Annotated in this window: 20 protein-coding genes; 14 read left to right on the plus strand and 6 right to left on the minus strand. The window is 72.3% G+C overall.

Annotation, left to right across the window (positions count from 1 at the left end; all coding sequences use genetic code 11):
• Positions 1 to 8: 8 nt before the first annotated feature.
• Genes serC through pdxH form a run of 3 tightly spaced genes read right to left on the minus strand, consistent with a single transcriptional unit; the run spans position 9 to position 3,051 of the window.
• Positions 9 to 1,121, minus strand: a complete 1,113-nt coding sequence (gene serC, locus EDD29_RS44490; protein ID WP_123670129.1) for a phosphoserine transaminase — start codon at positions 1,119 to 1,121, stop codon at positions 9 to 11.
• Between the two features lie 11 nt (positions 1,122 to 1,132).
• Entirely contained in the window at positions 1,133 to 2,401 is a 1,269-nt protein-coding gene (locus EDD29_RS44495) for an MFS transporter (protein WP_246053337.1), read from the minus strand.
• Positions 2,398 to 3,051, minus strand: coding sequence for a pyridoxamine 5'-phosphate oxidase (pdxH, locus tag EDD29_RS44500; RefSeq protein ID WP_246053742.1), 654 nt, complete (start codon positions 3,049 to 3,051; stop codon positions 2,398 to 2,400). The genes EDD29_RS44495 and pdxH overlap by 4 nt, the downstream gene beginning before the upstream one ends.
• A gap of 155 nt (positions 3,052 to 3,206) precedes the next feature.
• On the opposite strand from pdxH, the gene EDD29_RS44505 reads away from it, so the two are divergent.
• The 3 genes from EDD29_RS44505 to EDD29_RS44515 all read left to right on the plus strand — a co-directional run bounded on the left by EDD29_RS44505 (position 3,207) and on the right by EDD29_RS44515 (position 7,370).
• On the plus strand, positions 3,207 to 4,307 hold the full coding sequence (locus EDD29_RS44505) for a citrate synthase 2 (protein WP_123670131.1): 1,101 nt from the start codon (positions 3,207 to 3,209) through the stop codon (positions 4,305 to 4,307).
• Between the two features lie 93 nt (positions 4,308 to 4,400).
• A complete protein-coding gene (locus EDD29_RS44510; protein WP_123670132.1) occupies positions 4,401 to 5,102 on the plus strand; it encodes an iron-dependent transcriptional repressor DtxR in 702 nt (233 codons plus the stop codon).
• A gap of 78 nt (positions 5,103 to 5,180) precedes the next feature.
• The gene (locus tag EDD29_RS44515) at positions 5,181 to 7,370 is read left to right on the plus strand and encodes an ATP-binding SpoIIE family protein phosphatase (RefSeq protein WP_123670133.1); all 2,190 of its coding nucleotides are present in this window, start codon (positions 5,181 to 5,183) and stop codon (positions 7,368 to 7,370) included.
• A 21-nt stretch (positions 7,371 to 7,391) separates the two neighbouring features.
• Here EDD29_RS44515 and EDD29_RS44520 read toward each other — a convergent pair whose 3' ends face one another.
• Both EDD29_RS44520 and EDD29_RS46115 read right to left on the minus strand, forming a co-directional pair.
• The gene (locus tag EDD29_RS44520) at positions 7,392 to 8,072 is read right to left on the minus strand and encodes a class I SAM-dependent methyltransferase (protein ID WP_123670134.1); all 681 of its coding nucleotides are present in this window, start codon (positions 8,070 to 8,072) and stop codon (positions 7,392 to 7,394) included.
• 65 nt (positions 8,073 to 8,137) lie between these two features.
• Positions 8,138 to 8,296: a hypothetical protein gene (locus tag EDD29_RS46115; RefSeq protein WP_170201822.1), complete on the minus strand. Its 159-nt coding sequence runs from the start codon at positions 8,294 to 8,296 to the stop codon at positions 8,138 to 8,140.
• Between the two features lie 168 nt (positions 8,297 to 8,464).
• Between EDD29_RS46115 and EDD29_RS44525 the strand changes: the two genes are divergently transcribed.
• From EDD29_RS44525 to EDD29_RS44550, 6 genes are all read left to right on the plus strand, one after another.
• On the plus strand, positions 8,465 to 10,480 hold the full coding sequence (locus tag EDD29_RS44525) for an MFS transporter (protein ID WP_123670135.1): 2,016 nt from the start codon (positions 8,465 to 8,467) through the stop codon (positions 10,478 to 10,480).
• Positions 10,481 to 10,676: 196 nt separating this feature from the next.
• Positions 10,677 to 11,825 (plus strand): acetyl-CoA C-acetyltransferase, encoded by a 1,149-nt coding sequence (locus tag EDD29_RS44530; protein ID WP_123670136.1) that lies wholly within the window; start codon positions 10,677 to 10,679, stop codon positions 11,823 to 11,825.
• 362 nt (positions 11,826 to 12,187) lie between these two features.
• Positions 12,188 to 12,940: an IclR family transcriptional regulator gene (locus EDD29_RS44535; RefSeq protein WP_123670137.1), complete on the plus strand. Its 753-nt coding sequence runs from the start codon at positions 12,188 to 12,190 to the stop codon at positions 12,938 to 12,940.
• Between the two features lie 49 nt (positions 12,941 to 12,989).
• Positions 12,990 to 13,721, plus strand: coding sequence for a class I SAM-dependent methyltransferase (locus tag EDD29_RS44540; protein WP_123670138.1), 732 nt, complete (start codon positions 12,990 to 12,992; stop codon positions 13,719 to 13,721).
• Between the two features lie 98 nt (positions 13,722 to 13,819).
• Positions 13,820 to 16,036 (plus strand): LuxR C-terminal-related transcriptional regulator, encoded by a 2,217-nt coding sequence (locus tag EDD29_RS44545; protein WP_148086309.1) that lies wholly within the window; start codon positions 13,820 to 13,822, stop codon positions 16,034 to 16,036.
• 324 nt (positions 16,037 to 16,360) lie between these two features.
• Positions 16,361 to 16,834 carry a hypothetical protein gene (locus tag EDD29_RS44550; protein ID WP_123670140.1) on the plus strand — a complete coding sequence of 158 codons (474 nt, stop codon included), beginning with the start codon at positions 16,361 to 16,363 and terminating at the stop codon, positions 16,832 to 16,834.
• A 6-nt stretch (positions 16,835 to 16,840) separates the two neighbouring features.
• Here the strand turns inward: EDD29_RS44550 and EDD29_RS44555 are convergent, their stop codons facing one another.
• A complete protein-coding gene (locus EDD29_RS44555) occupies positions 16,841 to 17,722 on the minus strand; it encodes a phenylalanine 4-monooxygenase (RefSeq protein ID WP_123670141.1) in 882 nt (293 codons plus the stop codon).
• A 127-nt stretch (positions 17,723 to 17,849) separates the two neighbouring features.
• Here EDD29_RS44555 and deoC point away from each other — a divergent pair, with 127 nt between their 5' ends.
• The 5 genes from deoC to EDD29_RS44585 all read left to right on the plus strand — a co-directional run bounded on the left by deoC (position 17,850) and on the right by EDD29_RS44585 (position 23,383).
• Positions 17,850 to 18,755 carry a deoxyribose-phosphate aldolase gene (deoC, locus tag EDD29_RS44560; protein WP_425455004.1) on the plus strand — a complete coding sequence of 302 codons (906 nt, stop codon included), beginning with the start codon at positions 17,850 to 17,852 and terminating at the stop codon, positions 18,753 to 18,755.
• A gap of 3 nt (positions 18,756 to 18,758) precedes the next feature.
• Positions 18,759 to 20,189 (plus strand): aldehyde dehydrogenase family protein, encoded by a 1,431-nt coding sequence (locus EDD29_RS44565; RefSeq protein ID WP_123670143.1) that lies wholly within the window; start codon positions 18,759 to 18,761, stop codon positions 20,187 to 20,189.
• Between the two features lie 103 nt (positions 20,190 to 20,292).
• Positions 20,293 to 21,138 (plus strand): aldehyde dehydrogenase family protein, encoded by an 846-nt coding sequence (locus EDD29_RS44570; RefSeq protein ID WP_123670144.1) that lies wholly within the window; start codon positions 20,293 to 20,295, stop codon positions 21,136 to 21,138.
• A 292-nt stretch (positions 21,139 to 21,430) separates the two neighbouring features.
• Positions 21,431 to 22,555 (plus strand): hypothetical protein, encoded by a 1,125-nt coding sequence (locus EDD29_RS45135; RefSeq protein WP_148086310.1) that lies wholly within the window; start codon positions 21,431 to 21,433, stop codon positions 22,553 to 22,555.
• A gap of 159 nt (positions 22,556 to 22,714) precedes the next feature.
• Positions 22,715 to 23,383, plus strand: coding sequence for a L,D-transpeptidase family protein (locus EDD29_RS44585; RefSeq protein WP_170201823.1), 669 nt, complete (start codon positions 22,715 to 22,717; stop codon positions 23,381 to 23,383).
• Positions 23,384 to 23,385: the final 2 nt, after the last annotated feature.

A 23,385-nucleotide genomic window follows, 5' to 3' on the forward strand; every position in this document is an offset into this window, starting at 1 on the left:
CCGGTCCGCTACAGCCGCTCGAGCACGTAGTCGACGCAGGCGGTGAGCGCCTCGACGTCGTCCGGCTCGATCGCGGGGAACATGCCGACGCGCAGCTGGTTCTTGCCCAGCTTGCGGTACGGCTCGGTGTCCACGATCCCGTTGGCGCGCAGCGTCTTGGCGATCGCGGCCGCGTCGACGCCCTCGGCGAAGTCGATCGTGCCGACGACCTGCGAGCGCTGCGCGGGGTCGGTGACGAACGGGGTCGCGACCTCGGACTTCTCGGCCCACCCGTACAGGCGCGAGGAGGAGTCCTCGGTCCGCGCGGTCGTCCAGGCCAGGCCGCCGTTGCCGTTCATCCACTCGATCTGCTCGGCGAAGAGCAGCGCGGTGCCGACGGCGGGGGTGTTGTAGGTCTGGTCCTTGGCGGAGTTGTCCACCGCGGTCTTCAGGTTGAAGAACTCGGGGATGTACCGGCCGGAGGAGGCGATCTCCTCGATCCGGGCGAGCGCCTTGGGCGACACGAGCGCCACCCACAGGCCGCCGTCGGCGGCGAAGCACTTCTGCGGGGCGAAGTAGTAGACGTCGGTCTCCGAGACGTCGACGGGCAGGCCGCCCGCGCCGGAGGTGGCGTCGACCAAGACGAGGGACTCGTCGTCCACGACCCGCTTGATCGGCATCGCGACGCCGGTCGAGGTCTCGTTGTGGGTGAGCGCGTAGACGTCCACGCCCTCTTCGGGCCGGGCCTGCGGGTGGCTGCCGGGCTCGGCGGAGATCACCGTCGGCTCGCCCAGCCACGGGGCGCCCGCGACGACCTTGCCGAACTTCGAGGAGAACTCGCCGAACGACAGGTGCTGGGACTTCTCCCGGACCAGGCCGAACGCGGCGGCGTCCCAGAACGCGGTGGTCCCGCCGTTGCTGAGCAGGACCTCGTAGCCCTCGGGGAGCTGGAAGAGGTCGCTCAGCCCGGAGCGGATCCGGCCGAAGATCGACTTGACCGGCTTCTGCCGGTGCGAGGTGCCGAAGTAGGTGCTGCCGGACTCGTACAGCGCCTTGAGCTGCTCGGGCCGTACCTTGGACGGGCCGCAGCCGAATCGGCCGTCGGCGGGCTTGATCTCAGCGGGGATGACGATGTCGCTCACGTCGCAACAGCCTACGTGACCTGCGCCGGGGATCGTTCCTCCGGTCCGCCGCCGGGCGCGTGATACCTGGCCAGCGCGGGGAACACGGCGCCGACGACGAGCACGAGGACGGCGCAGGCGATCCCGCCGAGGACCCAGGAGACTCCGGCGCCGAAGGCGACCGCCATGAGGCCGGCCCGCAGGTCGCCGAGCCGCGGCCCGCCCGCGACGACGACGGTGAAGATGCCCTGCACGCGGCCGCGCATCTCGTCCGGCGCGTAGGTCTGGAGGATCGTTTGCCGGAAGACCGCCGAGACGAGGTCCGCCACGCCGCCCAAGGCCAGGAACAGGACCGCCAGCCACAGGGACTGCTGGAGCCCGGCGAGCGCCACCGCGACGCCCCAGGCCGCGACCGCGACGATCAGCGCGAGCCCTTGGCGGCGGACCCTGCCGATCCAGCCGGAGAACAGCCCGCCGAGCACCGCGCCGATCCCGATGGCGGCGTACAGCCAGCCGACGGCCGGGCCGCCGTCCGGGCTGTCGCCGAACCGGGTCTGGGCGAGTTCGGGGAACAGCGCCCGCGGCATCGCCACGCCCATCGCGATGATGTCCACCACGAAGGACAGCAGCAGCACCGGCTGGCTCCGCAGGAACCGCAGCCCGTCGAGGACCGAGCGCAGGCCCGGGGTGCCGTGGGCGGCCCCCGCCTGCGGCGGGATGGACGGGAGCCGGAAGGCGGCCCAGAGCATGACGGTGAAGAGCACCGCGTCCAGCGCGTAGGCCCACGCATAGGAGCCCGTGGCGAGGATGACGCCCGCGAGGAGCGGCCCGGCGAGGGTCGCGGCCTGCGTGAAGGTGTAGGTGAGGGTGTTCGCCGCGGGGATCTGGGCCGCGTCGAACAGCCGGGGGATGATCGCGCCGCGGGTGGGCGAGGAGACGGCGAAGCCGGTCGACTGAAGGGCGGTGACCAGCATGATGATCCACAGCTGGTCGAGCCGCAGGACCGCCTGGGCGAGCAGGGCGAGCGTGGCGACCCAGGTGAGCACCGAGGACCACATCAGGAGCCTGCGCCGGTCCATGTGGTCGGCGACGGCGCCGCCCCACAGCCCGAAGACGATCAGGGGCACGAGGGTGACCATGCTGAGCATGCCCACCCAGAAGGACGACGCGGTCAGGTGCCAGACCTGGACGGGCACCGCGACCCCGGTGACCTGGAAGCCGATGAAGGAGACCCCGTTGCCGATCCACAGCCGCCGGTAGGCGGGATTGCGGAGGGGGGTGACGTCGAGCAGGAGCTTCACGGGGCCAGCCGCTCCCGGAGCCAGCCTTCGCTCTCCCGGGTGTAGCGGAGCCTGTCGTGCAGCCGGTCGGGGCGGCCCTGCCAGAACTCGACGTAGTCGGGTACCACGAGGTAGCCGCCCCAGAAGTCGGGCACGGGCACGCTGTCCGCTTCCGGCCATCTGCCGGCCGATTCGGCGAACCGATTCTCCAACTCCGCCCGGTCGGCGATCACCGCCGACTGGTGCGAGGCCCACGCGCCGAGTTGCGACCCGTAAGGCCGAGACCGGAAGTAGGCGGCCGACTCCTCGGGGGGCAGCGGCTCGCACGACCCGCCGACGATCACCTGCCGGTGGATCGGGTGCCAGGGGAACAGCAGGCTCGCCCGGGGGTTGGCGGCGAGGTCCCTGCCCTTGCGGGAGGAGTGGTTGGTGAAGAAGCGGAACCCGTCGGTCTTGAAGCCCTTGAGCAGGACGGTCCTCGCGCGGGGTTCCCCGTCGGCCGAGGCGGTGGCCAGGACCATGGCGTTGGGCTCGGGGAGGCCCGCGCTCACCGCGTCCGCGAACCAGCTCGTGAACAGCGCGAAGGGCTCCGCGGGCGCGGACTCCTCGGCGAGTTCGCCCCGGTCGTAGGAGATTCTGAGGTGCGCGGGGTCCGCGAGAGAACGATCCACGATGGTCAAGCTTCTCATCCTCGGTGCGACGGCCCGGGCATGCGGGGGTAGTGGTCGGCATGAGGGAGGGGTTCCCGGCGGGCCCGCCACGGGTTCCAATGGCCGGGATGCCGAGCGCAGGGATCCGCCTTGGGGCACCGGAAAGGCAGGGCCGCATGAGTGAGTTCAAGCCAGGGCTGGAGGGCGTGGTCGCCTTCGAGACCGAGATCGCCGAGCCGGACAAGGAGGGCGGCGCCCTGCGTTACCGGGGCGTCGACATCGAAGGGCTCGTGGGGAAGGTCCCTTACGGCAAGGTCTGGGGCCTGCTCGTGGACGATTCCTTCGACCCGGGCCTGGCCCCGGCGGAGCCGCATCTGCTGCCGCTGCGGTCCGGGGACGTCCGGGTCGACGTCCAGGCCGCGCTGCCGACCCTGTCGCAGGTCTACGGGATGCGGCCCCTGCTGGACATCTCGGACGAGGAGGCCCGGGCGGACCTTTCCCGCGTGTCGTCCCTCGCCCTGTCCTTCGCCGCGCAGAGCGCCCGCGGTCCGGTCCTCCCGGCCGTCCCCCAGCGCGTCGTGGACGCCGCGGACGGGGTCGCCGAGAGGTTCCTGGTCCGCTGGCGGGGCGAGCCGGACCCGAGTCACGTCAGGGCCCTGGACGCCTACTGGGTCTCCGCCGCCGAGCACGGGCTGAACGCCTCGACCTTCACCGCCCGGGTGATCGCCTCCACCGGCGCGGACGCCGCGGCCGCCGTCTCCGGGGCGGTCGGCGCGATGTCCGGGCCGCTGCACGGCGGGGCGCCCGCCCGGGTGCTGCCGATGATCGAGGAGGTCGAGCGGACCGGCGACGCGCGCGGGGTCGTCACCGCGATCATGGACCACGGGGACCGCCTCATGGGGTTCGGCCACCGGGTCTACCGGGCCGAGGACCCCAGGGCCAGGGTCCTGCGCAGGACCGCCCGGGAACTGGGCGCGCCCCGCTTCGCGGCGGCCAAGGAGCTGGAGGACGCGGCCCTGGCCGTCCTGCGGGAGCGGCGGCCCGACCGGGCGATCGAGACCAACGTGGAGTTCTGGGCGGCGGTCATCCTGGACTTCGCCGAAGTCCCCACCGCGATGATGCCCGCGATGTTCACCTGCGGGCGGACCGCGGGGTGGGCGGCGCATATCCTCGAGCAGAAGCGAACGGGCCGCCTCGTCCGTCCCAGCGCGCGTTATGTCGGACCCGGCGACCGTCCGATCCATGCCGTGGCGGGCCTTCCGGGCGACGCGGAATAACCCGGTCGGCCCAAAACGCTGAACAAAGCCCGGAGACTCGGGCATCCGGGGGGCGGCTGCGAAGTAGACTGCCAGCTGGAGAGTGGAGGGACCTTGAGCTCACACGGACTGATCGACACTACGGAGATGTATCTCCGCACGGTGTTCGAGCTTGAGGAAGAGGGCATCGTCCCGCTCCGGGCACGGATCGCCGAGCGGCTCTCACAGAGCGGCCCGACCGTGAGCCAGACGGTGGCCAGGATGGAACGCGACGGTCTGCTCCGCGTCGAGGGCGACCGGCACTTGGTGCTGACCGAATCCGGCCGTGAACTCGCCGTCCGGGTGATGCGCAAGCACCGTCTCGCCGAATGCCTGCTGGTGAACGTCATCGGCCTGCCCTGGGAGGACGTGCACGCCGAGGCCTGCCGGTGGGAGCACGTCATGTCCGAGCAGGTGGAGGCCAGGTTGGTCGCCCTGCTGGACAACCCGACGGCGTGCCCGCACGGCAATCCGATCCCCGGGCTGGAGGAGCTGGGCGGCCGCGCCGCGGCCTCCGCGGAGCCCGTGACGGCCATGACGACCGCCGCCACACGTGACGGACAGGCGGCCGTGATCCGGCGGATCGGTGAACAGGTCCAGGCGGATCACGATCAAATGCTTAAACTCAAGCAGATCGGGATACAACCCGGACGCGAGGTGACTCTCGCGGTAGGCGACGACGATGGTGTGCGAGTTATCTGTGACGACTCCGGGGACGGTCCTGAGACAGAGCTGCCACGGCGTATCGCCGAGCACGTGTTCGTCGCGAAGCTCTGACATCTTGGCCGACGATCTCCATATTTTTCCCGCCGCATGCTCGGCGTTCATCGTTGAATGGGCGCCGGAGGTGAGCGGATGAGCCAGTGGAGTGCCGCCGAGGACGGGGCGCGGGCCATGGCCGGAGCACCCGGCTTCGACGCGGAGCTGCCGCCGGAGACGGTCTTCAGCCAGATGGAGATGGCGGTCATCGTCACGGACCGCTTCAGCAACATCATCTCGATCAACGCCTTCGCCAAGAAGCTGTTCGGCTTCGGCGGCGACGAGTTCATCGGGCAGAGCGTGCTCTCGCTGGGCATCGCCGAGGAGGACCACGACCAGGCCATGGACCTGGCCAGGCATGTCCTCAAGGGCGGCGTCTGGGAGGGCACCTTCTGCAACCTGCGCGACGACGGCACGCCCGTGTACACGCGCGCCCAGGCCGTCCCGCTGCGCCATCCGTCGGGCTCGATCGACGGGGTGGCGATCTTCGCCCGCGAGGCGCTGCGCAGCAACCAGCGCGAACAGGACAGGTACGGCCTGCTCGACCGCATCGGCACCCGCCTCGCCGCGTCGCTGGAACTCGACGTGACGCTGCGCGCGGTCGCCGGCACCCTGGTCCCGCAGTTCGCCGACCACCTGTTCATCGACCTGGTGACCGGCGACAAGCTGGTGCGCAGGGTGGCCGCGCACGCGCGCGACTGGACGCCCCCGCCCGGCACCTGGGCCGAGCCCGGCGAGCAGGTCGACTACCCCTACGACGACCACGCGGCCAAGGCGATCCGGCGCAGGGACGCGGTCCTCGCCGAGTCCACGGGCCCGGACAGCGCCTTCGGCGTCACCTCGATGATCGCGGCGCCCCTGGTGGCGCGCGGCGAGGTGCTCGGCGTGATGAGCCTCGCCCTGTCGAACCTGGGCCGCCGTCCCGACCCGCACTACGACGAGTTCGACCGCACCCTCGTCGGCGCGATCGCGTCCCGGGTGGCGCTGTCGATCGACAACGCGCTGCTGTTCGAGGAGGAGCGCCAGACCGCGCTCGCCTTCCAGCGCCAGCTCCTGCCGGGCGAGCGACCCCCGGACCTCGACGGACTGAAGATCGCCTGGCGGTACGAGCCCGCCCCGCCGCTGGAGTCCCACGGCCAGGGCGTGCAGACCCAGGTCGGCGGCGACTGGTACGACGTGATCCCGCTCTCGGCCGGCCGGGTCGGCATCGTCATCGGCGACGTGGAGGGCCGCGGGGCCCGTGCCGCGGCCGTCATGGGGCAGCTGCGCGCCGCGCTGCGCGCCTTCGCCCAGGACGACAAGTCCCCGGCCGACATCATGCGCAAGCTGGACGAGTGGACGCGCGGCATGGCCCGTCCCGACACCCCGCGCCCACCGGTGGTGTCGTGCAGTTACTTCGTCTACGACGCCTGGTCACGCGAGCTGACCTGGGCCAACGCGGGCCACCACCCGCCCCTGCTGGCCGTCGGCGACATCGTCGGCGACCTCGACTTCAGCAGGTCGACCGGCGCGATGCTCGGCATGCGCCACGCGGGCCTCGGCGGCGACGCCGCCTTCGAGGAGGAGACCGTCGTCCTGGCGCCCGGCAGCATGCTGGTGCTCTACACCGACGGCCTCACCGAGGGACGGCCCAAGGCGGACGGCTCGTTCTTCACCGGCGAGGAGTCCCGCGGCCTCGTGCGGGCCGCGGTCTCCCGGGCGTCGCGCGGCGATGTCGAGGGCGTCGCGCACGCGGTGTTCTCCGCGGTGCCCGGCGAGATCGACGACGACGTGGCGCTGGTGGTCATCCGGACCGCGCCGGAGGAGCTCGCGGTGCGCGAGCGCACCTTCCCGGCAGAGCCGATCATGGTCTCCGAGGCGCGCAGGCTCGCGTCCGACACCTTCACCGCCTGGGGCCTGGGCGACGACGCCGCCGAGACCGCCTGCCTGCTGGTGTCGGAGATCGTCACCAACGTCGTCCTGCACGCCACCAACGTCCCCGCCCAGAAACGCGCCCTGGTCGGCGCTCCCGAACTCTCCTTCGACGAGGACGACTGGGACCTCAGCGGCGGTCTGGGCCGCCCCGAGCCGGTGAAGCCGGAGTTCCGCCTCCGCCTCCGCCGAGGCGCCCGCGCCCTCTGGGTCGAGGTCTTCGACCCCGACCTCCGCCTCCCCCGCATCCGCAACGCGGGCGAGACCGATGAGGGCGGCCGCGGCCTGTACCTGGTCGACCAGATCGCCGCCCGCTGGGGCTCGCGCCCCACACCCAACGGCAAGGCCGTCTGGTTCGAGCTGCCGCTCGACTGAGCGGCGGCCCGCCCTCGGCGGCTACGCCCCGGCGGGCCGGGCCACGAGATGCGCCCAGGTCTGGGTGAACCACAGCTCGCCGCCGATGACCCGTGGCTTCGCCCCGGTCTTCGGCCCGCCGTCGACCTCGGCGAGCAGCACCTCGCGCAGCCGTTCGGCGATCGCGGGGCTGGGCGCGGCCTCCAGCCACGGGGCGGCCGGGCGCTCGACGCTGAGCAGGTCCATCCCGGTGATCCGGGCGCCCGCCCCCTCGACCATGGCCAGCAGTCCGTCTATGCGCGGGATGCTCCGGAATCCGGGGTCGCGGACGCGTTCCAGGGCGTCGCGGTGGTCGCTGGACAGGTTGGTGCGGGCCAGGTCGGCCAGCACGATCCGGCCCGACGGATGGCAGACGCGCAGCATCTCGCGCAGGGCGGCGGCCGGGTCGGTCAGGCGGTGCAGGGCGAAACGGGCGGTGACGAGCGAGAACGACCCGTCCGCGAACGGCAGCGCGGACGGATCGGCGGGAAACCCCTGTCCCGACGGTTCGGGCCCGATCCCCGCGACGGTGATCCGGCCGACCCGTCCCTCCAGCGCGTGCGCCATCAGGCTCGGTCCGCACGCGACGTCGAGGACGTCGTCGTGCGGGGACGGCTCGGCGAAGTCGGCGAGCCGGACGAGGAACGTGGAAAGGGTCCCGGCTGAGGCGGCTGTGGTCGACACGGCGGCTCCCTCCCCAGGGCATGGTCAACACGATGAGACGTAGCCGAGGGCTGGGCGGTTCGCCGTTATTTGAGTGTCTCGCCCCACAAGCCGAGGACCACGAGCACGAAGACGATGGCGACCGAGCTCGCCATGGGTGCGGGCAGCCGCAGCTTGACCGCTGCCCAGCGGATGCAGAAGGTCGCGAGGATGGCGAGCAAAACCAGGGTGACGATCCCGTCCATGCGCCCACAGTAGACGGATTTATCGGCGCTCAGCGGGAGGGGCGCTTGAGAACCGGCTTCGCCGGGGCGCCCCGCCCGCTGAGCGCGGGTCGGGTCGGGGGAATCTTGACGGCCTGCGGGGATTGTCCCGGAACCGCCGCAGGGTAGGCGTCCGGTCGGGAGGAAGCGATGGGCGGGCAGACGGGGGAGGCTTCGCGCGGCGGCGTGTGGGTGGTGATCGGCGCGCTGATGCTCGGCATGCTGCTCGGCGCGCTCGACCAGACCATCGTCTCCACCGCGCTGCCGACGATCGTCAGCGAGTTCGGCGGGCTGAACCACCTGGCCTGGGTCGTCACCGCCTACCTGCTGGCCAGCACCGCCTCGACGCCGCTGTGGGGCAAGCTCGGCGACCAGTACGGGCGCAAGCGGCTGTACATCTCCGCGATCATCATCTTCCTCGTCGGGTCGGTGCTGTGCGGCGCGGCCTGGAACATGCTGTCGCTCATCGTGTTCCGCGCCTTCCAGGGGCTCGGCGGCGGCGGCCTGATCGTGCTCGGCATGGCGATCGTCGGCGATGTCGTGCCGCCCCGCGAGCGCGGCAGGTACCAGGGCTTCTTCGGCGGCGTGTTCGGCGTGGCGAGCGTCGCGGGGCCGCTGCTCGGCGGCTTCTTCGTGGACAACCTGACGTGGCGGTGGGTGTTCTACGTCAACGTGCCGATCGGGGTCGTCGCCCTCGTGCTGGTGTCGGTGGTGCTGCACGGCAAGAAGAACGGGACCCGGCACCGGATCGACTACGCGGGCACCGCGGCGATCGCCGGCGCCGCGGTCTGCCTGGTGCTCGGCACGACGTGGGGCGGCACCGAGTACCCGTGGAACTCCCCGGTCATCATCGGGCTGTTCGCGGCGGCGGTCGTCCTGATCGTCGTCTGGTGGTCCGTGGAGAGGCGGGCCGCCGAGCCCGTGCTCCCGCTGCACCTCTTCCGCAACCCGGTCTTCTCCGTCGGGGGGTTCCTCGCGTTCGTCATCGGGTTCGCGCTGTTCGGCTCGGTCACCTACTTCGCGGTCTACCTCCAGGTCGTCAAGGGGGAGTCGCCGACGATGTCGGGGCTCAGCCTGCTGCCGCAGATGGCCGGCGTGCTGGTCGCGTCGATCACGTCGGGGCTGCTGATCACCCGCACGGGCCACTACCGGCCCTTCCCGATCATCGGGACGGGGCTGATGACCGTCGCGCTGGCGCTGTGCTCGCGGCTGTCGCCCGAGACGTCGGTGCTGGAGCAGAGCCTGTACTTCGCGACCCTCGGCGTCGGCCTCGGCTGCGTGATGCAGGTGCTCATCATCGCGGTGCAGAACTCGAGCCCGTACGAGGACCTGGGGGCGGCGACGTCCGGGAACACGTTCCTGCGCTCGATCGGCGGCTCGTTCGGCGTCGCGGTGTTCGGGACGATCTTCAGCAACCAGCTCGCGACCAACGTGGCCCAGGCGCTGCGCGGGATCACTCTCCCGCCCGGCGTCGATCCGGCGCAGGTCCAGGAGAACTCGGCGGTCCTGCGGCGGCTTCCGGCCCCGCAGGCCGAGGCGATCCTCGGCGCGTACTCGGACTCCATCCAGACGGTCTTCCTGTGCGCGGTGCCCGTCGCCGCGACCGCGTTCATCGCGAGCTGGTTCCTGCGCGAGGTGCCCCTGAAGACCGCCACCCGCGAGGCGGGCATGGGCGAGAGCATGGGCGCGCCCTCGGCCCGGTCGTCGCGCGCGGAACTCGAACTGTGCCTCGCCCGGTTGCTGCGCCGCGACCCCGAGGCCCGCGTCCTGTACGCCCAGCTCGCGGCGCGCAGCGGCCTCGACCTTCCGGCGGGCAGCATCTGGGCGCTCTGCCGGATCGCCCAGGCGGGCAGCATCACCGGCCGCGAGCTGGCCGGGAACGCCGACACCACGCGCTCCCACGGGCGGCACTACGTCGACGAGCTGGTCGCCGAGGGGCTGGTGGACCGCGAGGGCGAGGTCCTGGCGATCACGAACACCGGCCGCGCGTACGCCGAGCGGGTCTGGGAGACCCGCCGCCGCGGCCTCGACGACCTTCTGGAAGGGTGGGATCCCGACCGGCATCCCGAGCTCACCGAACTGCTGGACCGGATGAGCAAGGAGTCCCTGGGCACCTCGGGAGACCTCGCGGAGTTGTCCCGGGAGCGCTCCGGGCTGCCCCGGTAGGGCCGCGGGACCTACGGAAGGCCCTTCGCCCCAGGTCAGGGCCTTTTCTGGCGCCTGTCCAGGGGTTTTCGGGGGTTTTCCGGCCCGTGTCCGGGGTCACCTTCGACTTGCGGGGTACCGGCGGGTAAGCTATCTCTGACCGAACCCCATTCGGTTCAATGGGACGGAACCCACCCCTTAGAGCTTTGGAGGCGCAGTGGCCGAGGCGTACATCGTCGGAGCGGTCCGTACCCCCGTCGGGACCAAGAAGGGCGCGCTGGCCGGAGTCCACTCCGCCGACCTCGGCGCCCACGTGCTCAAGTCCCTCGTCGAGCGCACGGGCATCGACCCGTCCGCGGTCGAGGACGTCATCATGGGCTGTGTCATGCAGGTCGGCATGCAGACCCTCGACATCGCGCGCACCGCGTGGCTGTCCGCAGGCCTGCCCGAGAGCGTGCCCGGCGTCACCATCGACCGCCAGTGCGGCTCGTCGCAGCAGTCGATCCACTTCGCCGCGCAGGGTGTCCTGTCCGGCACCCAGGACCTGGTCATCGCGGCCGGCGTCGAGAACATGGCGGCCGTGCCCATGGGCGCGTCCGTGCCGTTCACCGCCGACGGCGCCGTCGCGGGCTTCCCGTACGGCGAGGGCTGGGGCGAGCGCTACGGCAAGCAGGAGATCTCCCAGTTCCGCGGTGCCGAGCTGATGGCCGAGAAGTGGGGCCTGTCCCGTGAGGACCTCGAGGCGTTCGCCCTCGAGTCCAACATCCGCGCGGGCAAGGCCATCGAGGCCGGCTACTTCGACCGCGAGATCGCCCCGATCGCGGGCGTCGAGCGCGACCAGTGCGCCCGCCCCGACACCACCCTCGAGAAGATGGCGGGCCTGAAGCCGCTGCGCGAGGGCGGCGTCATCACCGCGGCCGTCTCCTCCCAGATCGCGGTCGGCGCGTCCGCGCTGCTCATCGCCTCCGAAGAGGCCGTGCGCACCCACGGACTGACCCCGCGGGCCCGCATCCACACCCTCGCCCTCGCGGGCTCGGACCCGGTCTACATGCTGACCGGCCCGATCCCGGCGACCGAGAAGGCCCTCAAGAAGTCGGGCCTGAAGATGGACGACATCGACGTCACCGAGATCAACGAGGCGTTCGCCCCGGTCGTCCTCGGCTGGCAGAAGGAGCTCGGCGCCGACCTGGCCAAGGTGAACCCGAACGGCGGCGCGATCGCCCTCGGCCACCCGCTGGGCGCCACCGGCGGCATCCTCATGGCCAAGCTGCTGCACGAGCTGGAGCGCACCGGCGGCCGCTACGGCCTCCAGACGATGTGCGAGGGCGGCGGCCAGGCCAACGCCACCATCATCGAGCGCCTCTAGTACGACGACGTTCCCGGCGCGCGAGCACCGGTATCGTGAGCGCACACGGCGGCCGGGACGGATTCCGTCCCGGCCTCCGGGCTTTCACCCCCGCGGTCTTTGTCCGCAGGGCACCATCGCTTCACCAGGGCGAGACGGATTCGCCGCTAAGGTCGTGACCCATGTCGGACGAGACCACCCCAGCGACCACCCCGGACCCCGGCGCCGCCGCGCCGACCCCCCGCCGCCTGGCGGGCAAGACGCGCAAGCGGAAGTCGGTGCCCCCGATCCTGCCCGGCGTGGAAGAGGCTGAGGACACCGTTCGGGACGGAGTTGGCGAAACCGCTTGACCGTCCTGCTCGGCACGGTGTTCGCTTTGCGTGATGAACGAGACACGCAGACCCACGTTGATCGCGTCGGTTCAGCGCGCGCTCCATCTTCTGGAGTGCATCTCCGAGCATCCCTCCGGGGCGCCGGCCAAGCAGCTCGCCCGCGAGACCACGCTGCCGCTCGCGACGGCCTACCACCTGCTGCGCACGCTCGCCCATGAGGGCTACATCGTCAAGCTGCCCGACGGGGCCTGGGTCATGGGGGAGCGGGTCGGCGAACTGCACGGCAAAGGCCACGGCCAGGTCGTGCTGAGCCGGGTCCGCCCGATCCTCGACGCGCTGCGCAAGACCCTCGGGGCGGCCGCCTACCTCGCCGTGCACGAGGAGGACCGCATCCGGCTCATCGACATCGCCGACTCGCCGCGCACCCCGCGCGTCGACGAGTGGGTCCGCTTCGACGAGTCGGCGCACGCCACCGCGATCGGCAAGTGCCTGCTCGGCCAGCTCGACGACGAGCACCGCCGCGACTACCTCGCGCGCCACCCGCTGGTGTCGCTGACCCGCAACACCATCACCGAGCGCGCCAGGCTGGAGCACGCCCTCACCCTGGACGGCCTGTCGGTCGACCGCGAGGAGTACGCGCTCGGCACGGGCTGCGCCGCGGTGCCCGTCACCGACGCCCAGGGCGTCGTGGTCGGCGCGCTGGGCGTGTCGTGCCGGCCCCAGCGGCTCGGCCGGGTCGCCGCCGACGCGGCGGTCCTGCGCAGCGCGGCCGCGCAAGTCGGGCGCGCGCTCACGCTCGCCTGAAACCCCGGAGGAGGGGCGAGGACCGGGCCCTGACTGTAGGCTCCATGACGTGTCCGAGAACATCCAGCCGGTCCAGCCCGCCGCGGGCGAAGGCGCCCTCGAGAACCACCTGGGCGGGGACGAGGCGCGCAACTACCGCAAGTACGAATACGACATGGTCGCGCCGCACGTCGGACGGTCGCTGCTGGAGATCGGGTCGGGACTCGGCCACTTCTCCGAGCAGTTCGCCGGACGGCTCGACTACCTCGCCGTGAGCGACAACGACCCGTACTGCGTCGAGCAGCTGACCAAGCGGTACGCCGACGACGGCGCCGTGGAGGTGCTCTCGCTGGCGCTCCCGGCCAAGGTCGAGATCCGCCAGAAGGTCGACACCGTCGTGATGATGAACGTCCTCGAGCACATCGCCGAGGACGTCCAGGCGCTCAAGGACCTCGCCGCGGTCGTCGAGCCCGGTGGCCGCATCGTCATCTGGGTGCCCGGCTACATGCAGCTGTACGGGGACTTCGACCGCAAGGTCGGCCACGTCACCCGGTACACCCCCAAGACGCTCGGCGCGACCATCGCCGGGGCCGGTCTGGAGGCCGAGGTGCTGAAGCCGATCAACTTCCTCGGCGGCATCGCCTGGTGGGCCGCGGTCCGCCGCGGCGGCGTCGGCTACCCCGACCCGCGCCTGGTCAAGATCTACGACCGGACGGTGATCCCCACCACCCGGTTCATCGAACGGCTGGTCCGGCCCCCGTTCGGGCAGACCGTCTTCGCGGTCGCCCGCGTCCCGGGATGACCAGTCGGCACCGGAAACTGTAGGTGATCGGCCGGTGCCGCAGCGCTCCGGCGGGATACGATGCGCGGAAAACCCCGGACGGAGTCTGAGGTGAGCCGGTGCACGAACCATCGCCTGTCGCTGCCGGGAATCTTCCCGCCCCGGCCTCCCGGCTGATCGGGCGCCGCCGCGAGGTGGCCGACGTCCGCAGGCTGCTCGCCGGGAGCAGACTGCTGACCCTGACCGGGGTCGGCGGCGTAGGCAAGACCCGGGTGGCGCTCGCGGCGGCCGCCGACCTGGCGGACGCCGCCCCGGACGGGGTCTGGTTCGTCGAACTGTCGGCCCTGCGCGACGAGGGACTGCTCGCCTACGCGGTCCGCGCCGGGCTCGGCCTGCGCGACCGTGACCTGCGCGCACCCGTGGCCGTGCTGCGCGACCATCTGTCCGGGCGGCGGGCGCTGCTCGTCCTCGACACCTGCGAGCACCTGGTCGGCGCGTGCGGCGAACTGGTCTCCGGCCTCCTCGCCGCCGCGCCCGGCCTGCGCGTCCTGGCCACCAGCAGGCAGCCGCTGCGGGTGCCGGGCGAACGCACCCTGGCGCTCGCGCCGCTGCCGCCGGGCGACCACGCCGTCACCCTCTTCCACACCCTCGCCGCCGAGGCGGACCCCGGCTTCGACCGGGACCGCGATCTCGCCGTCGCGCTGTGCGAGCGGCTCGACGGGCTGCCCCTGGCCATCGAACTCGCCGCGGTCCGGTTGCGCACCCTCACCGTCCGGCAGCTCGTGGCCCGCCTGGACGACAGGTTCCGCCTGCTGGAGGAGCCGGGCCGCGAAGGCAGGCACGGCAATCTGCGGACCGCCGTCGGCTGGAGCCACGAGCTGTGCGAGCCGCGCGAGCGGCTGCTGTGGGCGCGGTTGTCGGTGTTCAACGGCGACTTCGACCTCGAGGGCGCCGAACACGTCTGCGCCGACGGCACCCTGCCCGCCGAGGCGGTGCTCGACGTGCTCGCCGGGCTGGTCGACAAGTCGATCGTCGTCCGGGAGCCGGGCGGGGAGCGGTTCCGGATGCTCGACACCGTTCGCGAGTACGGCGCGACCTGGCTCGCGGGGCTCGGCGAGGAGCCGGCGCTGCGGCGCAGGCACCGCGACCACTTCCTGGAGATGGCCCGGCGGTTCGACGAGGGCTGGGCCGGCGCCGAGCAGTACGCCTGGTTCGACCGGATGAACGCCGAGTTCTCCAACCTGCGCGCGGCCCTCGATTTCAGCCTCGCGGACCCCGAAGAGGAGGAGGCCGGGTACGAGCTCGCCCGGCGGCTGCGGTACCTGTGGGTCGCCTGCGGGTACGTCCGGGAGGGCGCCTACTACCTCGACAAGGTGCTGGAGAGGCGCCCGTCGTGCACGGACGTCAGGACGGTCCGGCACTGGCTGTCGGCCTTCCTCGGCGTGCTGCCGCCGGAATCCGTCTTCGGCCTGTGGGCGGAGGCCTCGGAGCGGGCCGCCCCGGAGGAGCGCGGGTGGTTCGCCTACAACTGCGGGAACGCGCTGTTCACGGTCGGCGACCTGGAGGCGGCCCTGGGCTGGTACGCCCGCGGCTGCGCGCTGTTCGCCGAGGCCGGTGGCGCCATGCCCGGCCTCGCCCTCAGCATGGTCGGGCACGCCGCCTGCCTGCTGCGCACGGGCCACCCGGAGAAGGCGATCGTGCTCCTGGAGGAGCAGCGCGCCCTGTGCGCGCGCAGCGGCGACGTCTACGCCCGCTCGTTCGGCGACTGGATGCAGGCGATGGCCGAACTCGCGGTGGGCCGGGCCGATCTCGCCGGGGCCCGGTTGCGCGCCGCGGTCGTCGTCAAGCGGAGGTTGTCCGACCACCTGGGCGTGGCCATGGCCGTCGACGCGTTCGCCGCGATCGCGCTCGCCCAGGACGACCCGGAGAGGGCGGCCGCGCTGCTCGGCGGGGTCCAGCGCATGCGCGACGACTACGGGATGGGCCCCGGCCTCACCGAGTACGTCGAGGACAGGGCGGTGTGCGAGGCGAAGACCCGTGAGCTCCTCGGTCCGCGCGCCTTCCACACGGCCTTCACCGCGGGCACCCGCCGGTCCCTGGACGAGACCGTCGCCTACGCCCTGGGCGACGGTGAGGCGGCTTCGCGGCCCGCGCTGACGCCCCGGCAGCGGGAGATCGCGCTGCTCGTCGCGGCGGGCCTGTCGAACCGGCAGATCGGCGAGCGGCTGACGATCGCCAAGAAGACCGTCGACTCCCATGTGGAGCAGATCCTGAGCAAGCTCGGGTTCGGCTCCCGCGCCCAGGTCGCCGCCTGGATCGGACGCGGCGGGCGATAAGCCTGTTTCGTTGCTGAGACCGCGCGCCATATCGGGAGTTCTACCGATGCGCGGACGGGTCTCGGTAGCCCAGACTGGATCTCGGCCGCGGAAGGCGGGTCCGCCCCTCCTCAGGACGGGTTCCCCGGACCCCGTCCCTGCGCGGCCGGCCACAAGTTCCCGTGTGGTCCGACGGCCCGGCGGCCGAGAGACGGGAGGGGGTTTCCCGGCCGCCGGGTCCATACTGGGCTGGTAGCGCTCCAGCCCCCGGGAGATCAGAACGTGCACCAGCCGCCCCCCGGCGTTCGCGTCCGGCACCGCCGCCCGAGCCCGCGGACGGCTTTCGTGGCGGGGGTCGCCGTCGGCGCCTGCGCCGTCCTCGCCGGGGTCGGGCTGTTCGCGGTGCTGAGCGATGACGACGAGCGCCGGGAAAGCCGGTCGCCCACCCAGAACCTCGTCGCCTCCCCGAAGGCGGCCGGCGCCTTCCCCCGGGCCTACTCCGGCACCTGGCGGGGCGCCCTGGCCACCGACGAAAAGGGCTGGGAGGTGCAGCTCGCGCTCCCCGGAGGGGCGGACACCGGGTCGGTGCAGTACTACCAGAACGGCGAGATCCAGTGCACCGGCACCGTCCGGTACGTCAAGGCGGGCAAGCACGAACTCCGCCTCGACGAGCAGACCCCCAACTGCACCCCTAACAAATCCGGCATAGTCCGCCTCACCGCGATCGCCAAGGGCCTCCGCCACCAGTGGTACGCCGACCAGGACGACCTCGCCGAGAACGCACCCTCCTACGACGGCACCCTCAAAAAGGTGGGCTGAGCGCCCTCAGGCGCGCGTCAGGGACCTGATGGAGTCGTCGGTGCAGGTGTCCCAGAAGGTACCGGCGACGTCTTCCAGGTGGTCCAGGGACTCGGCGCGGAAGAGGTCGGTCTGGTATTTGGTGATGTCGTAGTCGGTGGCGCCCATGACGCGCAGGTCCAGCGGGTGGACGTCCATCGAGCGGAACTCCTCGATCTCGCCGTAGGACGACAGGATTCCTGCGCCGTACGCCTTGAGTTCGGCTCCTTCGGCGATCACCCCGAACTCCATGGTGAACCAGAAGACCCTGGAGACGAACTCCAGCGCCTCGGGCGTCTCCACCCGTCGCGCCGCCTTGCCGGCGGCCCGGTACAGCGCCGCGTACCGGTCGGACGCGAGCGCGTTGCCGTGGCCGAGCACCTCGTGCAGGACGTCGGGCTCCGGCGTGTAGAAGGGCGTGCTGTGGTGCCGGATGTACTGCGTGGCGTGGAAGAGGGAATCCGCCAGCGAGCCGTAGAACTCCCGCAGAGGCACCAGCCCGGCAGCGGGCAGGTATCCGAACCCGGTGAGCGGCCGTAGGCCGTCGGTGACCTCCTGGAGCTGCGGAATGCGGTCCGCGGGCAGCCCGAGCCGCGCCTTGGCCGCGAGGTACTCCGCGGCCGCGTACCGCCGGTGCTTGGCGTCGAGCTCCGCCGACACCAGCCGCCAGACCTCGTGCTCCTCGTCGGTGTAGGTCGCCTCGGGCAGCGGATCGCCCTTGCGGTACTCCAGCGCCAGCCGGGCGATCGCGTTCCGCCGCTCCCGGTAAACCGGATCGGCGAACCCCGGGTGATCGCGGCCGAGTTCGACCGTCACCCCGCCGTGCTCGTCCTGCTTGACGGGTGCGAAGTACTGAGCTTCCTCGAACATGTTGCTTCACCCCCTCTTTGGTGATTCCCCTAAACCTCCCGGCTGAGTCGTCGAGAGGTTTGTCCGGATCTCCGCAGTTCGGGGGGCAGATTTGGCCGGAGCGCCCGGATGGCGGATGCTGTGTCAGGTGACGAGTACCACAGAGCTTCGGCGGGTCCTGTACGGGCTGCCGGGAGTCGACGAGTTCGGGGCGCGGGCGCGCGCCGCGCGGTTGGCCACCCGGTCGGTCAAGAACGAGTCGAAGGCCGCGGCGATCGACCTGGCGATCTCCATGGTCGACCTGACCACCCTGGAGGGCGCCGACACCCCCGGCAAGGTCAGGGCGCTGTGCGGGAAGGCCGTGCACACGGCGCCCGGCGCGCCGACCGTCGGGGCCGTCTGCGTCTACCCCGACCTGGTGAAGGTCGCGGTCGAGGCGCTCGCGGACACCGGCGTCGGCATCGCCTCGGTCGCGACCGCGTTCCCGTCCGGCCGGGCGCCGCTCGCGGTGAAGCTCGCCGACACCCGGCAGGCCGTCCTGGACGGCGCCACCGAGATCGACATGGTGATCGACCGGGGCGCCTACCTCGCGGGCGACTACGCGAAGGTCTTCGACGAGATCACCGCGGTGAAGGACGCGTGCGGCGACGCCCATCTCAAGGTCATCCTGGAGACGGGCGAACTGGCCACCTACGACAACGTGCGCAGGGCGTCCTGGCTGGCGATGCTCGCGGGGGCCGACTTCATCAAGACCTCCACCGGCAAGATCCAGCCCGCGGCGACCGCGCCCGTCGTGCTGGTGATGCTGGAGGCGGTCCGGGACTTCGCCGCCGAGCGCGGCAGGATCGTCGGGGTGAAGCCCGCGGGCGGCATCCGCACCACCAAGGACGCGCTCAAGATGCTCGTCCAGGTGCGCGAGGTCGCCGGGCCGCGCTGGCTCGACCCCGCCCTGTTCCGGATCGGCGCGTCGAGCCTGCTCAACGACCTGCTCATGCAGCGGGAGAAGCTCGCCACCGGCGTCTACTCCGGCCCCGACTACTTCTCCCTGGACTGATCAATGACCTTCGCCGACGGCTACGCGCCCGCGCCCGAGTCGACCTCCGTGGTGGACCTGCGCGCGGACTACGGCCTGTTCATCGACGGCGCGTTCACCGCCGCCAAGGAGACCTTCGAGACGGTCAACCCGGCCACCGAGGAGGTGCTCGCCGAGGTGGCCCTGGCCGGGGCCGAGGACGTCGACCGGGCCGTCGCCGCCGCCCGGACCGCCTTCGAGAACGTCTGGGGGCCGATGCCGGGGGCCGAACGGGCCAAGTACCTGTTCCGGATCGCCCGGCTGATCCAGGAGCGCTCGCGCGAACTCGCCGTCCTGGAGTCGCTCGACAACGGCAAGCCCATCCGGGAGACCCGCGACTTCGACCTTCCGCAGGTCGCGGCGCACTTCTTCTACCACGCGGGCTGGGCCGACAAGCTGGAGCACGCCGGGTACGGCACCACCCCGCTGGGCGTCGCCGCGCAGGTCATCCCGTGGAACTTCCCGCTGCTCATGCTGGCCTGGAAGATCGCCCCGGCGCTGGCGTGCGGCAACACCGTGGTGCTCAAGCCCGCCGAGACGACCCCGCTGACCGCCCTGGCCTTCGCGGAGATCTGCCGCCAGGCCGAGCTGCCCCCGGGCGTCGTCAACATCGTGACGGGCGCGGGGGAGACGGGCCGGCTGCTCGTGGAGCACCCGGGCGTCGACAAGGTCGCCTTCACCGGGTCCACCGCGGTCGGCAAGAGCATCGCCAGGTCGGTCGCGGGCACGTCCAAGCGGCTCGGCCTGGAGCTGGGCGGCAAGGGCGCCAACATCGTCTTCGACGACGCCCCGCTGGACGAGGCGGTCGAGGGGATCGTCAACGCGATCTTCTTCAACCAGGGGCACGTGTGCTGCGCCGGGTCGCGGCTGCTGGCGCAGGAGTCGGTGGCCGAGGAGCTGCTGGCCCGGCTGCGCGCCAGGATGGCGACGCTGGTCGTCGGCGACCCCCTGGACAAGAACACCGACGTCGGCGCGATCAACTCCGCCGCGCAGCTCGCCCGCATCCGGGAGCTGGTCGACGCGGGCACCGCCGAGGGCGCCGAGGTGTGGGCGCCCTCGTGCGACCTGCCCGAGCGCGGCTTCTGGTTCGCCCCGACGGTCTTCACCGAGGTCGCGGCGAGCCACCGGATCGCCCGCGAGGAGATCTTCGGGCCCGTCCTGTCGGTGCTGACGTTCCGTACCCCCGCCGAGGCCGTCGAGAAGGCCAACAACACCCCCTACGGGCTGTCCGCGGGCATCTGGACGGAGAAGGGCTCCCGGATCCTCGCGGTGGCCGACAAGCTCCGTGCGGGCGTCGTGTGGGCCAACACGTTCAACCAGTTCGACCCGGCGTCGCCGTTCGGCGGGTTCAAGGAGTCCGGTCACGGGCGCGAGGGCGGTAGGCAGGGGCTGGAGGCCTACCTTGCCCAGAGTTGACAAGAAGCGGCGCGCGAAGGCGCGCCGTGCCGAGGAGCGCAAGGATGCGGCCGGGAGTGCGACGGCGCCCGCGCCGCCGCGAGACGAAGGGAACGGCGGGCCGATGCGGCTGGCAGTGCGCAAGACCTACAAGCTGTTCATCGGCGGGGCCTTCCCGCGATCGGAGTCCGGCAGGTCCTTCGTGGTGAACGACGCGCGCGGGGAGTTCCTCGCCCATGCCGCGCACGCCTCGCGCAAGGACGTCCGCGACGCCGTCGTGGCGGCCCGCAAGGCGGCCGACGGCTGGGCGGCCCGCACGGGCTACAACCGCGGCCAGATCCTCTACCGGATCGCCGAGATGCTGGAGGGCAGGCGCGCCCAGTTCGTCGAGGAGCTGCGCGCGGGCGGCCTGGCGCGTGAGGCCGCGGAGGCAGAGGTGGACGCCGCGGTGGACCGCTGGGTCTGGTACGCGGGCTGGACCGACAAGATCGCGGCGGTCGCCGGCGGGACGAACCCGGTCGCCGGGCCGTTCCTCAACGTCTCCGCGCCGGTGCCCACGGGCGTCGTCGGGGTGCTCGCGCCGCGGGACGCGCCGCTGCTCGGCCTGGTGTCGGTGCTCGCGCCCGTCATCGCGACGGGCAGCACCGCGGTGGTCGTCGCCGACGCGCCGCTCCCGGCCGTCACGTTCGCCGAGGTGCTGGCGACCTCCGACCTGCCGGGCGGTGTCGTCAACATCCTGACCGGCGTGCGCGAGGAACTGGCGCCGTGGCTGGCCGGGCACATGGACGTCAACGCGATCGACCTCGCGGGCGCGTCCCCGGAACTCGCCGCCGACTGCGAGCGCGCCGCCGCGGGCAACCTCAAGCGCGTCCTGCGCCCCGCCGAGGAGGACTGGACCGCCGATCCCGGTACCCGCCGCATGACCGCGGTCCTGGAGACGCGCACGGTCTGGCACCCGCTGGGCGTCTGACCGGACCCGGCGAAGGTCGTCCCGCCCCGGTGCCCGGCCGCGCTCATCGCGCGGCCGGGCACCGGGTGCGCGCCGTGTTCGTCCCGGTGCGGCCGCGCCGTCCGGCGTGCGCGCGCCGGACAAAAACCGTGGCGGCTTGATGCGCTGTTTTCCGCTACGCCGCGTGGGCTGTCCGCGTGATGGCGGTTGTCTCCGTCGTGGGCGCGGCGTGGGTATTTTGCCGTTCTGCGGTTTAAAGCCGCAGGTCACGGGCTATCTCCCCGGTACCTGATCACTACGGGGGGATGGATCAGTGGCTACCAATACAACGAGGCGTGCGACCACTCGCCGTAGTTCTACGACGAAGCGCACGTCCGCCGCCACGAAGACGGCAGCAAGGAAACCCGCGGCCAAGCGCACCAGCGCCGCCGCCAAGACGACGGGCACCCGCGTCACCTCGCGGACCACCGCGTCCCGTGCGGGCGCCGCGACCCGCACCACGGCCAAGCGGACGACCGCGGCGGCGCGCAAGCCCGCCACCCGCTCGACCACCACGCGGACGACGGCGGCGCGCAAGCCCGCGACCCGCACGGCCGCGGCCCGCAAGCCCGCGACCCGCACCACGGCGGCCCGCAGCACCACGACGCGCGCCACGACGACCAGGGCGGCCGCCGGCCTGACGCCCGCGAGGGCCGCCACCAAGGTGAACTCCGCGGCGACCAAGATGACCTCGGCCACCACCAAGCTGACGGCCGCGGCCACCAGGGCCGGGACCTCGGCCAAGTCGATGAACACCGCGATGACCGCGATGAAGTCGGCGACGAAGTCGATGGCGACGGCCGCCAAGGCGATGTCGGACGCGGCCAAGGCGCTCAAGACCGTCAAGGCCACCTCGGGCACCGCCGCCCGCGCGACGACGGCTCGTGCCACCGGCACCCGCGCCGCCGCCAAGACCACGACCCGCGCGGCCGGCACCCGCACGGCCGCGGCGCGCAAGCCCGCAGCGACCCGGGCGACCGGCACCCGGGCGGCGTCCACCCGGACCGCGGCGGCGCGCAAGCCCGCGACCCGTACGACCGCGACGCGGGCCGCGGGCACCCGGGCCACCGGCACCAAGACCACGACCCGGGCCGCCTCGACGACGCGCAAGGCCGCGACCACGGGCACCCGCAAGCCTGCGGCCACCCGGGCGAAGACCACTACGCGCGCCGCCTCTACCCGCACCACCGCGGCGCGCAAGCCCGCCGCGACCCGCTCGCGCGCGGCCACCGCCACGACGACGCGCAGCCCCGTCGTGCGGACCCGCGGCACCCGCCGCACCGAGGCGCACGAGATCGTGCCGGGCGACCCCGAGGTCATCAAGGAGGAGATGGCGGAGGCCAATGACGGCGAGTCCACGGTCCTGCGCGGCCTCTCCGGCCTTTTCAGCCGCACCTGAAGGCGTCTGCGGATCTGAAGACGCCGGCGCGTCCCGCGCGGCCCCCGCCCCTCCAAGGCGGGGGCCGCGCGGCGTTCCGGGCGGTGGGCGGGGGTAAAGGCTTGGCGTGGGCGGTGTGGCGGGGTTGCGGTGGGCGGAGGGCGGCCTAGCGTCATGATCATGCGCCTGGGGATCGCCGCCGTCGGATCTGTGACCGTGCTGCTCACGCTGGTGCCGGGGGGATCGGCGGCGGCCGAGACCGGGTTCCACGACGCGGGCAGGGACGTGCGGGTCCTCCAGAGGCGGCTGAAGGAGCTCGGGTACGCGCCGGGCCGCGTCAACGGCCGGTACGGCAAGGAGACCCGCTCGGCGGTCTGGGCGTTCCAGAAGGTCAACGGGATCAAGCCGTCCGCGAGGATCGGCGCCAAGACCCGCCGCGCGCTCTGGCACCCGCGCAGGATCCGCCCGCTCGTCCCGGCGCACGGGCGCAGGGTCGAGATCCGCCTTCGGCCGCAGATCCTCGTCGTGTGGGAGGGCCGCAGACCCGTCCTCATCAGTCACGTCTCGACCGGCGCCAACAGGTCCTACTGCGACCACGGCGTGTGCGGCTTCGCCCGGACCCCGACCGGCGACTTCCGGGTGACCCGCCGCGTCAAGGGCTGGCACACCGGGCGGCTCGGGGCCATGTACTACCCGGCGTACTTCGTCGGCGGCATCGCCATGCACGGCTCCACGGAGGTCCCGGCGCGGCACGCGTCGCACGGCTGCATCCGCATCCCCCTGCACAACGCCAAGCGCATCTACAAGATGGCTCCCGTCGGCACCCCGGTGTACGTCAGGAAGCGCTGAGC

The organism is Actinocorallia herbida (genome assembly GCF_003751225.1).
GTDB classification, from domain to species: Bacteria; Actinomycetota; Actinomycetes; order Streptosporangiales; family Streptosporangiaceae; genus Actinocorallia; species Actinocorallia herbida.